The following is a 13,876-nucleotide window of genomic DNA, read 5'->3' as shown; positions in this document are numbered from 1 at the left end:
GTTGAATATATCAGTGTAGTGCATTCCGCCCGATCGCAACTCCACTCGATGGCCTGCGCTCTACTTTGATGTGGTGATCATTTTTCCATCGTGATATCCAGAAAAATATAGCGCACGTTGTCGCCATCAAGCTGCACCGATTGCTCGACTTGCATCTGAATCGCATTGAACGACGGGAGGCGGACTTGAAGATACTTGCATATATGGTCGGGATACTGGCTCTGCTCTGTGCCGTTTCCACTGTGGATGCCAGGCCTTTCACAGACTCCGCCGGGCGAACAGTTGAAATACCGGACTCCATTGGCAAAGTACTTGCGGCAGGACCACCTGCGTCCGTTATCGTCTACACACTTGCCCCGCAGAAACTTGCAGGTTGGGTCCGCGAGCCTGGCGAAACTGACAAGACATTCTTGCTGCCGGAAACAAGGGCACTCCCAACCTACGGTCGGCTAACCGGCAAGGGAGGAACGGCAAATGTCGAGGCGGTCATTGCCGCCAGGCCAGACCTCATCATCGATGTCGGAACGATCAATGACACTTACATTTCCCTGGCGGACAAGGTTCAGCAGCAGACAGGCATTCCCTATATTCTGATTGACGGCAGCATTCTGAAAACAGCTGATACCTACCGGCTGACGGGAAATCTTCTTGGAGTGCCGGATAGAGCAGCGGACCTTGCTGATTATGCGGACAAGGTGCTCCGTGACGTCAGGACAATCGCAAGCCAAATTCCCGAAAAAAATCGCCCACGGGTTTATTATGGCCGCGGTCCCGATGGCATGGAAACCGGCCTCAAAAACTCAATCAATGTCGAAATCCTTGAGGTGGCGGGCGCTGTCAATGCAGCAGCAGCTGGCACGGGTGGTTTGACCAACGTATCGCTCGAACAGATACTTCAGTGGAATCCAGAAACCATTTTGGCTTCCGATAAGTCTTTCGCCAAGGAAGTGGCTGGTGACGACCGCTGGGCTGGCGTTGCAGCCATCAAAGCACACCGCGTGTTCACGACACCATCCAGTCCCTTTGGCTGGTTCGACACACCGCCCGGCGTAAACCGTCTTATTGGCATCCTGTGGCTGGAACACCTGTTCTACCCGGCAGAGGCTGAAGGCAATCTTCGGAATGAAGTAAAGCAATTCTATAAGCTGTTCTATCAAGTGGACGTATCTGACCAACAACTGGACGAGCTTCTGGACGGAGCCTTGCCACGCACCCCATGATGAAAAATTCATCCCGGTTTTTGTGGCTCGCCATTGCAGCCCTGTTCGCACTGTTCATCGTGTCATTGTCCATTGGCAAATTTCCGGTCCCGCTCGCGGACATACTGGACGCTCTTGGCTCGGGGCTGACAGGGGGGCCGCAGATTGACCCGATGACTTCGAACATCATTTGGAATGTCCGTCTGCCGCGTGTCGTCAGTGGTCTGTGCGTAGGTGCCGCCCTGGCAGCCGCCGGTGCGACCTATCAGGGACTGTTTCGTAATCCGCTCGTGTCGCCGGATATTTTGGGTGTCTCGGCAGGAGCGAGTCTTGGCGCGGTTCTCGGCATTTATCTGTCGCTGCCCGTTGCAACAATTCAGTTACTGGGGTTTGCGGGAGGACTGCTCGCCGTTGCAGCGGTGTACGCTGTGGGTTCCGGAATTCGCAATCGCGATCCCGTCCTTGTCCTCGTATTGTCGGGAGTTGCAATCGGAGCGCTCGTTGGATCGGGTCTTTCCCTGATAAAAATTCTGGCAGACCCTTACGATCAATTGCCTGCAATAACTTACTGGCTCCTGGGTAGCCTGACCTCAGTCAGCAATGGCGACCTCCTGTCCGTGCTGCCAGCATTCGTCGTTGGTCTGGCTCCATTGGTCCTGTTGAGATGGCGCATAAACCTGCTTACGCTTGGCGACGAAGAGGCCAGAAGTCTTGGCGTTGATACGAGGATTCTGCGGCCTTTGCTGATAGCATCAGCCACGCTGATAACAGCGGCAGCCGTCTCGATTACCGGAATTATTGGCTGGATTGGACTCATCATCCCCCACATGGCAAGGTTGCTGGTGGGTCCGGATTTTCGCAAACTTCTCCCAATGTCGATGATACTCGGTGCAGGATACCTGTTGATCGTCGATATCCTTGCGCGGACTATCGCTTTGATCGAGATCCCGCTAGGCATACTTACCGCAGTGGTGGGAGCACCGTTTTTCATCTGGCTGTTGGCATCAGGCCGAAAGGGCTGGCAATGAGACCGTATAATTGCAGGAGGCTTGAGTGGTAAGGGAAAACGAGATCAGGCAGAACGAAGTTGCGGTCGAACATCCAGAAGCCAAAGATGCCTTTCTCAGCTTTATAGGCAGGATTTCCACGCCATGGTCGTCGCGTTTGAAGTGCCCCCGGCAGGGAAGGCATGACGGTCCGATCTGCCGGATTGAGATATTTGAGCCGTGGGTCCAGGCGCTGCAAGGCGTAGATAAATTCGAGAGGCTGGAAGTGATCTATTGGCTTGATCGATCGAGACGCGATCTCATCCTGCAGAGCCCGGCAAGCAATGGCAATGTCCACGGCACGTTCTCCCTGCGCTCCCCTGTCAGGCCAAACCCGATCGGCACATCAATTGTGGTTCTGGAAAGCATCGAGGGCAATATGTTGAACGTTAAAGGCCTTGATTGTCTCGACGGCACACCGCTCCTCGACATCAAGCCGGATCGCAGTCTTTTCAAGCCTATAGCGCCAGCACAGCCGGGAGACTTCGAAACAGATCAAACGAACAGGACAACTTACTGCCAAAAGGCATAATGGAATGAGTACCCCGATGAAGGAGATACTGGCTTGCCAAGGCCGGGTTGCTGACCGTACCCCGAACGCTGTTCGAGGCGCTTTCCTGACGGCTCAGGTCCTGTCTGACCGTTACGACCTGACGATAAAGAAAGTTGGTATGGAGTTTGCCTCCGCTTGCGACGACTGGACTGTAAGCTTGCCGCAGGCACATGTCACACTGGCGGCGATGCAGTATGAGACTGAAAAGAACCTCGTCTCTGGAAATGTGCAATTCACGGCAGCCAATACCTGTTCGGCAAGTCTGGCTTCTCTACCGCTTGTTGCGAAGTATCACCCGGACGCCAAGGTTTTATGGATTGATGCCCATGGAGACTTTAACACGCCCGCTATAACCGAGTCAGGCTATCTTGGCGGCATGGTTCTTGCCGCCGCGACGGGATATTGGGACAGTGGTTACGGTTCTGGATTGAAAGCTCGGAACATCATTATCGCGGGAGCACGAGACATTGATCCGCAAGAGTTGGCCCTGCTTGAAAGGGCCGATGTTGCCATCCTGTCACCCAAGGACGCCACACCGGAAGCAATACGAAATGCTATCGGCGATACACCTGTCTGGATACATATTGATTGGGACTGTCTGGAGCCTGGCATTGTTCCGGCAGCCTACAAAGTTCAAAACGGGCTGGCTCAACACCAAATACGCCTGATCTTGCAATCTATTAAACCCGAGCAGATTCTCGGTGTTGAACTTGCAGAATTCGAAGCAGCAGACAACGCTGAAGAATGCGATACTGCGCTGTCCAATATTCTTGATATTGTCGAGCCGCTGTTCGACGGGCTTGTCAGTCGACGGCAACCATGACGTCGGATGCCTTGACAACAGCGTAGGCCGTGCCGCCAACTTCAAGGTCAAGTTCGTCAACCGCTTCATTGGTAATGGATGCGGTAACTAGCGAACCGCCGATATCGATCCGCACATGGGCTGTCGTTGCACCTTTGATGACTTCGGTGATTGTACCCTTGAGGCGGTTGCGAGCGCTGATCTTCATTTGATCCTCCGGTATAAGGTTCCTTACCATGGGTTGTTACCGGGCAACCCGTCAAGCTTTGTTTGGAAGTTGATCTGTTCTGGATTCTTTGTCATGCTGTTTCTGCAAATCTGAAAGAAAGGCGGGCATTGTGAGTGAACCCGTTATGTCGATTGAAAGCGCTGGCCACTCCTATGATGGCAATCGCTGGCAGTTCCGTGATCTCACACTCGATCTGCGGCGTGGTGATGTTCTGGCAATCCTTGGGCCCAACGGTCGTGGCAAGTCAACATTACTCCGATGCCTGGCTGGCTTGCTCAAACTCAGCTCCGGACAGATTAAAACGTCACAGACAATTGGCTTTGTTCCTCAGGATTTCGCTGGATCATTCCCTTACCCGGTTCTTGATATCGTCCTTATGGGAAGGGCGCGCCATGTCCCTCTGTTCCGCACTCCCTCGAACCTCGACAAGACAATTGCGACAATTGCTATGGATGCGCTCGCATCCGTTGCAATGACCCGTTATGCCGATCAAAATTTCAACGAACTTTCAGGCGGAGAGAAGCAACTCGTTCTGATCGCTCGGGCATTGGCTGGCGAGAACGCCATTTTGCTTCTGGATGAACCCGCATCGGCACTCGATCTGAAAAACCAGGACACTGTCCTTGCCCTGATGCGGGACATCGCCCAAAAGCGAAACCTGGCAATCGCCTTTACGACACATCAACCCAATCATGCGCTGGCAGTAGCAGGAGCTGTACTTCTGATGCTGGATGCCCCCCGGACAGTGTTCGGATCTGTCGATAGTGTCATGACCGATGACAATCTTGAAGCCCTTTACGACACTCCGGTCCGCTCGTTGAGCTTCCTTGACGGAGCTGTAGAGCGCACCGCTATCGTGCCTGTTTTCCGCAATGCAATGAAGAACGCCGCATCAACAATCGAAAAAACAGAGTGACGATTCCCGGGCAATTGCGAACAACCCTTCCTTTGAAAGGTAGACAGGGAGGGATTATTTGCGATCTCAAATTGCAGTTATAATGTCTACGGTTCCTTCGACATCATTAAATCTGGTCTACCCCATTGCGCTGTTCAACAGCGGTCAGGAAGGCTTTAATTCCTGGCGAATACTGCCGATCTGCGATGGCCTTCAAACTACGGGATCAGCTCACTGCAAAAATTACGACAGCAAAAATGGCCATGGCTGAAATAATGGGAATCAGGATCATCATCAACATGGCGCGATCTATGGAAAGGCGGCCATCCTTGTCCCTGCTCACATAGACGAACATTCCAAGCACGAATGCTGCCACCACGGTAACGAAGGCCAGAATGATGTGTTCAAAGATAAACATGACGCCTCTCGCTGAGATTGGATCAACGGCAAACCTGCGGTCTCGACATTCCGTGATCGCCTGATATCGGCGGCAATCATCAAGAAGGGCGTGACATCTGTTACCATATCGATACCTCATCGTTATCATTATCCTGTTAACCGTGACTCAAGAGCAACTCGGTTCTGTGACTGAAATCCGGGAAGTGACAACAGGGATCGCAAAGCCAGCCAATCTGGATCGTTCGGGGCGGAACGAATTCCCGGAGCCGGTGCACTGTTTGTTGACGGTAGCAGCTGAAAAATTCTGCAGCATTTTCGGCGACTTCGGATCTCTGGTTGTTTGGCGACAATGGCCTGTACAAATGGCCTGAGCCCCTCGGGCAATCGCTTCGAATTGAATACCCTGACCGCACGACACGGCGGATTTGGCGGTTCATCGGTCTCGTGATACTGGCATAAGTTCTGACAAAATCCGTCTTGTTGAAGGCGATAATACAGCGGACGGCAATGCGACAGACAGAAGCGAAAGCAGGGTTTTTGGCGAGCTTTGGGAGACTTCTTCTTCCCCAGCGACGAGAGGGCGTCCCCGACAGGCTGCGCGAGTTGCAAGGTTTGCCACCCATTGGACTTCCGTCGTGCCGGTCTTGACTTCAATACGAAGGACAAATTTTCGCTTTCCGGAGGGCTGAACGGCGGAACAGAAGGGATCCTGTTGCAAGCGCGGTGCCAACAGCCTCTCCGATAAAAATTATACTGTACGTATTTGCGGAAAGCTCTTATCCCTGAATTATTGGGACCAGCGTTGATTCGCCACCAGCCGAATTTTGGGGCCGACATATGAATTCAAGTTCAATCTTCACTCAGGTTGCAATTACGTGTGCCTTCCTTTGCAGCGCAACTACTCTTGCGGCGGCGGCCGATAAATCGCCGAAGGGAGAGGAAACGAAACCATTCGTGTATTTCGCCACGTCGGACCCGTTTCTGAAACCTGGACAACAGCCCACCAGGAACGATGTCACGTTTTTCGGAGGTGCTTTCACAACGGACACAGCGGGCGGGGCCTTGCGGGCGTTCACCACCGACTACACGTCCAATTATATTATCGGCGCAACCTATGGGCGCGACGTCTTTGACCTTGGTGCAGGCTTTCTGCTTGGCGGCGTTGCGGGTGCTGCAATCCGCTTCGGCGAAGATGATGACACCTCGGCCGAGTTCTGGGCAGGTGCCCGCCTCAAGCATCAGGGTCTTGTCATCGGCGACCTGCTGATTTCTCCGGCTTTCACGGCTGGCCTGAGTGCTGTGACGGGCAAGACGGAAATCGAAAAGGGGCGAGAAGAGCGTTATGATGGTAACGCGACTTTCATTGGCTTCCTTGGTCCTGAATTGTCGTTCCGCTGGAGAGGAGCGCCGAATCTCGAACTTACATGGCAGTTGCACCATCGCTCGGGCGGTGGCGGCACATTCGGCGATATGGGCGAAACATCAAACGCCAATACGATCGGCATACGCTACAGGTTCTGATCCAAACGCAGGTAGGCATGCGATAATCCACAAAGTGACATTTATGGCCCCATCTTTTTCGTAGAAGGTTGGCGTCGGCTCAGGAACTTTCTGCCTTTGCAAAATGCAGTACCGGGCGTCATCGTGGGTAATATCTCGCCCCGGGTGCCACCGGCCCCCTCAGGCGTTCGTGCTGGAATAAACCGCGTGAAAATCGTCTGTACCGGACGACTTTCGACAAGGAAGCAGATGTTGGGCAGAACGCGCCAGAACCGAGCCATTGCTCACAGGCTGCCCTTGGCAAATATCCCTTGCACATCAACGCAAAGATGCGCTGCCTTCTCTCTGACAGCTCCGAATCTCAACTCCGGCGTCATGCGCTGGACTCCGAAACGACCAGAGGGCCTTCTTCATACCCGATCGACCAATGCGGCTGCACCTTCCGTCGCAGCGCAGTGCGCGCAACAGTAGACAATTTCGTCGGGAGCCGAACTCCACTCCATGCCCGTTACAGCTTCAGAAGATCACGCGGATCCTAGCCGGGGGCAGCCGGTCGAAGCGGGAATGGCTCGGTCGAAACCGAGAACCGCAAGATCCAGCCCCTCGACAAAGGCATCGATCACCCGCACCGCCGCTTGGGCCGAAACGTAATCCTCGACCCGAGGTGAAAGCAACAATCGCCGATCCCGCTTGTCTCCTGTACTGTAGCTCATGAAAATGGCCGCCCTGCTCCCAGGGCGGCCATTCTATCTGGTTTGCTCGGCTTTCCGCACAGCCTGTAATGAGCGCCGGTTTATCTAATGTTAACTTTAGTTTGCAGGCGCTGGATCTGCAGGAGCTGTGGTATCGGCAGGAGGCGTCGGGGTGGCGGGTTCCGTCGCGTCCGGTGTTGCAGGCGCCGCGGGAGCCGGTTCGATCGGCGCGCTTTCGCTATTGGCTTCATCGGCCTTCGCTGGATCGGCCACGCCTTCGGTGAAGTTGTCTGCCGTTTCGAACGCTGGAGCTTCCTGCAGCTTATCCTTGGTCGTGTCGACAACGATCCAGTTTTTCTTGTCCTCTCGAACCGAGAGCTTGAGTTGATTGACCGGCAATGCAACGTTCTTCGCCCCAACTCCAAGGAAACCGCCTACACTTATCACCGCCGCCTGGACCTTACCGTCAGGACCAATAATGAGATCATTCAGCTTACCGATGGATTCCGCGTCGTCAGCGTCACCATTGTAAACGTCCTTGCCAATAAGGCCCGAACCGAGAAGTTGTCCCTCTTCCACCTTGGTCATCGCTGCCGCATCGGCGGCTGCGCTGTCCGCTGGCACGCCCTTGAACAACTCCATGGTGTCTACTTTCGCCGGTGGTGCTGTTTCTACCGGAGCGGGATCAGGTGCCGTCGTGGTCCCTTGAGCCATGGCAACGCCGGACAGAAGTGCCAGGCCGGCAGTCGATGCGATCAGAGCTCTAAACATTGTATATCCTCCTTGTTTTGCTTTTCGGAACGGCCGCTTTGGCGCTCCACTGATAGGACAACAGTCAAGAAGAACTCTAGTTCCAGGAAACTTTCTGATTTCAATCAAGAGGGAATAACGCGACTTATTGAATAATTATTGGGCGCCAGCTCAATTATTTCATGCCTCATAGGGAACGATGCTGTTACTTTCTTAAATGATTCTTTCGAACATTATAGATGATATAGTAATGGTCGCCACACGGTCCGGTGTCTCCTTCGATAGACTGGCCGCCCCTGTCCTGTCACGCCGCTCCCCGCCTGTCGCAGCGGGGGCGGCAGTCCCTACGCCGCCTGGGAACCACTACGAATTGCATTGTCGCCTTTGCACGGACGGATGGAGCGAAAAGCGTGATCGCTGAGCCAATCGGCCTCCACCGCCACGATGGTAAAATCGTGTTGCTCAATCAACCGACACGTGATCGTGGCTTTAGCGCGATAGAATTCTGAAGTGCCGTGACTTGCTTCGCCCGGCAACACGACCCGTCGGTCAGCAAAGCGATCAAACAGTTGTCCAAAACCCGGGTTGTCGAAATCGGAAGGCGTTCGGCAAGGACGCGATCAAAAGCGCGCTGAAGTCGACGTTCACTGTATCCCCGGAACTTAAATGGGCCGCGGAGGTTATAGGCGGACTGCCAGACCCAAAAGGCAACATTGTCAATGATGACGACAAAAAATCATGAGCGTATAAAAAACCTGCGCGGCCAGATGCTGAAATCTCAGTTCAAAGAAGCTATGCGTTCGGCGCAATGGCTCGTCGATACGGATAAAAGATTCAACGATTTGTTGAGGCGATTGGATGAGGCAGAGAAAAGGCATGCTAAACCTTTCCTTCGTTCCTGTGCCCTCCACAGTACCAGCTAATTCCATGGCGCCCTGTAAAGCCAAAACTGTCCCATCCATGATCTTCTCCGGTGTTCCGATATGCGACGGATATTCGGGCCTGGACGGTGTTTCAGACATCATTTCGCTTTCGGAGGCGGGCCAGTTCTGTCTCGACCGACAGCAACACGCTGGCGTTCAGGACCAGGCCCAGGTTGTCTGCAACTTCGATAACGGCATTCAGGATTTCGTTTCGCTCCCAACCAGCTTCACGGGCATCGCCAAGGATGTTGATCACGCTGTCTTCCACCGCGCGCTGGCACTCTGCAAAGCGCTCAGGGTGGTTGCGGTCAACTTGTGGAGGCATAATGGGCATGCTCATTTCTCCAAGGTAAATCTGACCGCATTATACGCAGGGTCGTTGGCCTTTGCACTGGTATAAGCACGTGCAATTCACCTTCGGTATCTTCGGGCACACCCGTGAAAATGTAAACCTCGCCGGACTCAGCATGATCTGCCCGGACGGCTTTGAAGGGAAATGCGTTCGGGTCGGCGGATTCGGTGGTAATTTTCGATATTTTCGGCCCCATGCATTTCGATATTGAAAGAACGGGGCAGTTCCTCAACGTCGGTTATGTTCGCGTCGACTTCGTCCATATCATTCTTCATCGAAATAGCCGCAGTGCACCACTCACATAAAAAGGCCCGCCAACCGCAAGAATGACGAGCCCAAATTTGCGTGCCTTTTGTTCGTTTATGGCACACGTAGCGTAACTATTTGTAACGTTCTGTGAAATAGACAATATTATTTAGGATGGGAAGGACATCGGTTGCGCTAGCGCGATACAATTTCCAACCAACGCAGGGGAATTCGCATGGGCGCAGACACGTAGATTGCGTCTCCATCTTCGTCATCATCGCGCTGTTGCACGGACATGCTGAAGGCCAGTGCGGTGGCCAAAAGAGCGGCCGCAACCAAGAAGTAGACCCAAGCGGGTATTTGCCGAGCAGTCACTCGTTATTTCCCCAACCCTGTGTCCTCCATGTTCCGGAACGAAAGCTCGGACTGACGCCGGCGTATTCCGCAGCTTGCATACAATTCAACACGCGGTGAGTCGTTTGGGGCTTGGTGTGGGGTGTCATTCGATCGGTTCTCGCTTATTGGCCTCCGACTGACTAACCTTGTTCTTGGCCACCAGGTACTCCCTTTCCGCCCTGTCTGGCATGGGCTTCATGCACTCGCCTTATAGATCGTACAATTCTACGCAAACAAGCAGGGCTCTCGGGTCGATGAATATAACGTCAGCGGATTCAAGCGCACCTGGAATCGCCTGGACGGTACTTATCCGGGCATCCTTTTCATAGCTGTTGGATAACGAATTGCGTTTCTATCGGCAAGGAAAATAACCGTAGGGTTTATGATATACTTAACAGTTATCTTAATGCCTTTTACGGTTGGTTTGCGAGAAGACCCGGGTTGCAGGACATATCCACCCTACTTGGGAATTCATGAATGCCAGGTATCAATCGATATGCCTGACGCAGCTATGGATAGTTTGCGCGACGCAGGCAACGCAGCTGGAGACATACCGATACACCATGATTACAGAGAATGCTTTGAACGAGCTGCAAGCGATGCGTGTATCCAATATCCGCAATTTGCATTGCAGGATTTGTCTTTCGGGATCTCTGCAGAGCCCCGGCCCCTGAGATTCTTTGCGATCTGACAAAGGCAATTGCGACTGCAGATCAAGCAATTTTGGAACATTATGAATGTTTGTTGGTTCAACCAACGTCAGCAATGTGATTGGTGTCAAAAGTCGAGTGAGGTAAAATCGGAAAGGTCATGTCCAACAATCAGAAAAAGTGGTCCAGGCAAGTGACTGAAAACAGCGATGCTCTGGATATTAAAGTGGATATATTTGAATCCGACGATCCAAAGGAGATTGCACTCTCGTTGAAACGATCAGCAGAACAGTCGGACCGGAGAAAGTCCTCGCCATTTCAATCAGCGATGTCGATGCTGACTTTCTATATAAACCGGGCGGGGAAAAATCTGTCTGTATCACGTAAGCGCGTGCTCGAAAACGCCAAGGATGAACTTCGCGAAGCTTTTGACCGGTAAATCTGGCTCATGGTTCAGCCGGGGAACAACTGTCTGAAAATGCTTCGAATATGGTGTAAATAACTGAAGACGGCTGAACAACAGAGTGGGGATTGTCAATTACGGATCGAGTGAAAGGCAATGTCATACAACGAGTGGAGAACCTGACCGGTGGAGCAAGTCGTACGCGAAGGTGGCTGCGTGTGTGGGAAAATACGCTATCAAGTCAGGGGCGGTCCAACAAGGGCTGGTCTGTGCCATTGTGGGGATTGTAAAAAGGAGAGTGGATCGTCTTTTGTGACCTTTGCTGTGTGGCCCCATGATCGCTTCATTTGCAGTGGTGGTTATGCAACCTATGAGGGGCGAAGCTTTTGCCCTACGTGCGGGTCGCGGTTATTCTGCCTTTCGAAAGAAGAGGCTGAATTACGGGTCGGATCACTTGATGACGCGCCAAACAACATTCCTCCAGATTACGAAATCTGGAGCATCCGGCGCGAGTGCTGGCTAAAGCCGGCTGTCAGCCTTCAATTCGAGCAGGATAAACCGCACTCTTGGCCTGAAGTATAGAAGTTTCATCACACGTTTCAGCGCCAGCTTTACGGGCTTGCTCGATCACCAACGCATCTATTGCTCGCCGAACTTCCGTGAAGCTCCAACCCGACAATTGGGCTTCGTCAGCTATTGCAAGCATCTCCCTGGTGGAAACTCTTTCGAGAAAGCGGTCCCTGAGAACTTCCATACAATGCGCGTGTCGTTCCTCTGGACTTTCATATTCGACTTCGGTGAGAGGTCCGACAATTGCTGCTCTGATCATGGCAGTAGTTCCTCCAATTGGTAATGAACACTCGCCAAATGAAACAGTTCCATTACTGCGCCCGATGGAACAATCGCCAGCCCTCCTGTGTTCTCTCACAGGAGAGATATTCATGACCAAGCAAATCATACCTGTTGCCGCTGCGATCGCCCTTATCATTACGGCGGGAGCGGCGTTTCTTATCCTGAGGTCATCCGACAGCGGCTCCGGGGCGCAACAACCTTCACCTCATGCGCTCGATCAGTCGGAGAGCACAAATCCCGGTTAGCGTGTGCGACAAAGCGGTATCAGCTTTCTTAAGCGAAGTCTTTCAGGATAGAGATAATATGGCAATTTCAGGCGTGCTGCAGCTTGCAGCGTCAACTCTGGCATTCCTGCTCGCCGCTGTTGGAGCAAAACAGTGGGCGATATCGCCCACATTGCTGAAGATGGTGTTTACACTGATTTTATATACCATCGGCAACCTGATCATGCTGCGCCTGGTGCGTGACTTTGGCATGGCGTCGGCATTCACCCTTTCTGCACTCCTGCAACTCGTAGCAGTTAATGCGATCGCGATATTTTATTTCAGTGAAGAACTGCCATCAGCTCAGCTTGCCGGAATATTGCTGGCAATCATCGCTGTCGGGCTAATCACGCTCGCACCTTCAAAGTAGGTAAGGTGCCAAAGATAACAGGATCAATCTGTCGGGTTCTCCCAACCGAAAACACTGCGACCGCCCCATTGCACCGATCGCCCGAATTCTCCGGCAACAATTTCTTTCAAGCCCGATCCGGTCACATAGCGCTCCAATTGTCTGGACTGATTGTCCAAACGCGAAAGCGCATCCAGTTCTTCGCGTTGTCCCAGCTTGCCGTTCTGGACAGCGGATTTCAGTACGTTGATGGTTTCATCGTAAACCTTGAGGGGCACGGGAAACGGATGGCGGTCCTTGCCGCCATGGGCAAGCGAAAAGCGGGCAGGATCAGAAAAACGGCAGGGTGTGCCGTGCATGACTTCGGCAACCATTGCAAGTGCCTTGACCGTCCGAGGTCCGACTCCGGGAACGAGAAGAAGGTTTTCAAAATCAACCGGGGCTGCTTCGACCGCCGCCGCGAGATTGCCGTGCAGACGTCGCATGACGATGTCGCTTTCCCGAACGTCATGATGCTCCGGCATGACAAGATGTGGCAGCAGCATTTGGTCTGAAACGGTCGCTCTGACTGCCGGCGATCCCTCGAGCGCCGCCATTTCTTCGACGATCCGCGTGGGATCTAAGGTCTTCAAAACCTCGATTTGCTGAACCCGGGAGTCCGCCGCGCGACGGTCAGCAAGGTTGACGATATTTCCCACCTGATGACCTTCGATTGCGGCATGGGGCGCATCGACAAAGCTGGTCAGTCCTTCAGATAACCAATGATAGCGCCTTGCTTGCCGACTATCACCATTCATTCCCTGCTGGACAACGACCCACTTTCCATCGTCAGCAACGATGAACCCGTGAAGATAGAGATCAAAGCCATCCTGTACAGCGGCACTGTCTACTTTGGCGACGAGCCTGCTGGCTTGTCCGAGAGCCGTTCCGTCAATTCCTGTACGCTCTCCGATCGCGTTCAGCTCCGAAGGTGTTTTTCGCGAGTGGGAGCCACGCCCGCCACAAACATGAATTCCCAGCTCACGCGACATGGGCGTAAGGCCGCGTTTCAACGCTCCGATCACACTGGTCGTGATACCCGAGGAGTGCCAATCCATGCCCATTACTGCCCCAAAGGACTGAAACCAGAATGGATGAGAAAGGCGGCGCAAGAGTTCATCTCGGCCGTAATGGTGAATGATCGCTTCGCACATGAGTGCTCCGAGCTTCGTCATCCGATCACCCAGCCAGCGGGGGACCCGTCCCCCGTGAAGTGGTAGATCAGCACTGCCTGCCCGTCTTGCCATGGTTGTTTTCCCCTTTGTCCGGATGCGCTGCGCACAGGATGTTTCAAGATGGAATATGGTGACACCGGTATTGAAACACAAACTTCGTTGC

At 53.3% G+C, this 13,876-nt stretch carries 18 protein-coding genes; 10 read left to right on the top strand and 8 right to left on the bottom strand.

Translation table 11 applies throughout. The annotated features are described in order from the left end of the window. Positions 1-185: 185 nt before the first annotated feature. From ABKW30_RS07565 to ABKW30_RS07550, 4 genes are read left to right on the top strand one after another with little or no spacing between them, the layout of a single operon-like run. Positions 186-1,220, top strand: coding sequence for an ABC transporter substrate-binding protein (locus ABKW30_RS07565; protein WP_348598001.1), 1,035 nt, complete (start codon positions 186-188; stop codon positions 1,218-1,220). Continuing rightward, positions 1,217-2,227 (top strand): iron ABC transporter permease, encoded by a 1,011-nt coding sequence (locus tag ABKW30_RS07560; RefSeq protein ID WP_348597999.1) that lies wholly within the window; start codon positions 1,217-1,219, stop codon positions 2,225-2,227. The genes ABKW30_RS07565 and ABKW30_RS07560 overlap by 4 nt, the downstream gene beginning before the upstream one ends. A gap of 25 nt (positions 2,228-2,252) precedes the next feature. Then, a complete protein-coding gene (gene tsaA / locus ABKW30_RS07555; RefSeq protein ID WP_348597998.1) occupies positions 2,253-2,777 on the top strand; it encodes a tRNA (N6-threonylcarbamoyladenosine(37)-N6)-methyltransferase TrmO in 525 nt (174 codons plus the stop codon). Positions 2,778-2,781: 4 nt separating this feature from the next. After that, positions 2,782-3,621: an arginase family protein gene (locus tag ABKW30_RS07550; RefSeq protein WP_348597996.1), complete on the top strand. Its 840-nt coding sequence runs from the start codon at positions 2,782-2,784 to the stop codon at positions 3,619-3,621. On the opposite strand, the gene ABKW30_RS07545 is transcribed toward ABKW30_RS07550, so the two are convergent. Beyond that, positions 3,602-3,808 (bottom strand): molybdopterin-binding protein, encoded by a 207-nt coding sequence (locus tag ABKW30_RS07545; protein WP_348597994.1) that lies wholly within the window; start codon positions 3,806-3,808, stop codon positions 3,602-3,604. The genes ABKW30_RS07550 and ABKW30_RS07545 overlap by 20 nt on opposite strands. A 130-nt stretch (positions 3,809-3,938) precedes the next feature. Between ABKW30_RS07545 and ABKW30_RS07540 the strand changes: the two genes are divergently transcribed. Beyond that, positions 3,939-4,745, top strand: a complete 807-nt coding sequence (locus ABKW30_RS07540) for an ABC transporter ATP-binding protein (RefSeq protein WP_348597992.1) — start codon at positions 3,939-3,941, stop codon at positions 4,743-4,745. A 205-nt stretch (positions 4,746-4,950) separates the two neighbouring features. Here ABKW30_RS07540 and ABKW30_RS07535 read toward each other — a convergent pair whose 3' ends face one another. Next, on the bottom strand, positions 4,951-5,142 hold the full coding sequence (locus ABKW30_RS07535) for a hypothetical protein (RefSeq protein ID WP_348597989.1): 192 nt from the start codon (positions 5,140-5,142) through the stop codon (positions 4,951-4,953). An 818-nt stretch (positions 5,143-5,960) separates the two neighbouring features. On the opposite strand from ABKW30_RS07535, the gene ABKW30_RS07530 reads away from it, so the two are divergent. Continuing rightward, a complete protein-coding gene (locus ABKW30_RS07530) occupies positions 5,961-6,644 on the top strand; it encodes a hypothetical protein (RefSeq protein WP_348597988.1) in 684 nt (227 codons plus the stop codon). A gap of 503 nt (positions 6,645-7,147) precedes the next feature. Here ABKW30_RS07530 and ABKW30_RS07525 read toward each other — a convergent pair. From ABKW30_RS07525 to ABKW30_RS07510, 4 genes are all read right to left on the bottom strand, one after another. Continuing rightward, positions 7,148-7,336 (bottom strand): hypothetical protein, encoded by a 189-nt coding sequence (locus tag ABKW30_RS07525; RefSeq protein ID WP_348599017.1) that lies wholly within the window; start codon positions 7,334-7,336, stop codon positions 7,148-7,150. A 96-nt stretch (positions 7,337-7,432) separates the two neighbouring features. After that, the gene (locus ABKW30_RS07520) at positions 7,433-8,086 is read right to left on the bottom strand and encodes a PRC-barrel domain-containing protein (protein WP_348597986.1); all 654 of its coding nucleotides are present in this window, start codon (positions 8,084-8,086) and stop codon (positions 7,433-7,435) included. A gap of 695 nt (positions 8,087-8,781) precedes the next feature. Further along, the gene (locus ABKW30_RS07515) at positions 8,782-9,090 is read right to left on the bottom strand and encodes a hypothetical protein (protein WP_348597984.1); all 309 of its coding nucleotides are present in this window, start codon (positions 9,088-9,090) and stop codon (positions 8,782-8,784) included. Then, complete coding sequence (locus ABKW30_RS07510) at positions 9,080-9,322, bottom strand: hypothetical protein (protein WP_348597982.1); 243 nt, start codon at positions 9,320-9,322, stop codon at positions 9,080-9,082. The genes ABKW30_RS07515 and ABKW30_RS07510 overlap by 11 nt, the downstream gene beginning before the upstream one ends. 1,470 nt (positions 9,323-10,792) lie before the next feature. Between ABKW30_RS07510 and ABKW30_RS07505 the strand changes: the two genes are divergently transcribed. Both ABKW30_RS07505 and ABKW30_RS07500 read left to right on the top strand, forming a co-directional pair. Beyond that, positions 10,793-11,071 (top strand): DUF3175 domain-containing protein, encoded by a 279-nt coding sequence (locus ABKW30_RS07505; RefSeq protein ID WP_348597980.1) that lies wholly within the window; start codon positions 10,793-10,795, stop codon positions 11,069-11,071. A 150-nt stretch (positions 11,072-11,221) separates the two neighbouring features. Further along, complete coding sequence (locus ABKW30_RS07500) at positions 11,222-11,617, top strand: GFA family protein (RefSeq protein ID WP_348597978.1); 396 nt, start codon at positions 11,222-11,224, stop codon at positions 11,615-11,617. Here the strand turns inward: ABKW30_RS07500 and ABKW30_RS07495 are convergent. After that, a complete protein-coding gene (locus ABKW30_RS07495) occupies positions 11,568-11,864 on the bottom strand; it encodes a hypothetical protein (protein WP_348599016.1) in 297 nt (98 codons plus the stop codon). The genes ABKW30_RS07500 and ABKW30_RS07495 overlap by 50 nt on opposite strands. A gap of 112 nt (positions 11,865-11,976) precedes the next feature. Between ABKW30_RS07495 and ABKW30_RS07490 the strand changes: the two genes are divergently transcribed. Together ABKW30_RS07490 and ABKW30_RS07485 are read left to right on the top strand one after the other, a co-directional pair. Then, entirely contained in the window at positions 11,977-12,132 is a 156-nt protein-coding gene (locus ABKW30_RS07490; RefSeq protein ID WP_348597976.1) for a hypothetical protein, read from the top strand. A gap of 58 nt (positions 12,133-12,190) precedes the next feature. Beyond that, positions 12,191-12,520 carry a hypothetical protein gene (locus tag ABKW30_RS07485; RefSeq protein ID WP_348597974.1) on the top strand — a complete coding sequence of 110 codons (330 nt, stop codon included), beginning with the start codon at positions 12,191-12,193 and terminating at the stop codon, positions 12,518-12,520. Positions 12,521-12,543: 23 nt separating this feature from the next. On the opposite strand, the gene ABKW30_RS07480 is transcribed toward ABKW30_RS07485, so the two are convergent. Next, positions 12,544-13,785, bottom strand: coding sequence for a DUF763 domain-containing protein (locus tag ABKW30_RS07480; RefSeq protein WP_348597972.1), 1,242 nt, complete (start codon positions 13,783-13,785; stop codon positions 12,544-12,546). Between the last annotated feature and the right edge of the window lie 91 nt (positions 13,786-13,876).

It is taken from the genome of Phyllobacterium sp. SB3 (genome assembly GCF_040009165.1).
In the GTDB taxonomy this organism is placed as follows: domain Bacteria; phylum Pseudomonadota; class Alphaproteobacteria; order Rhizobiales; family Rhizobiaceae; genus Phyllobacterium.
The sequence above is the reverse complement of the archived record's forward strand: the minus strand, read 5'-3'. Positions and strand labels throughout refer to the sequence as shown.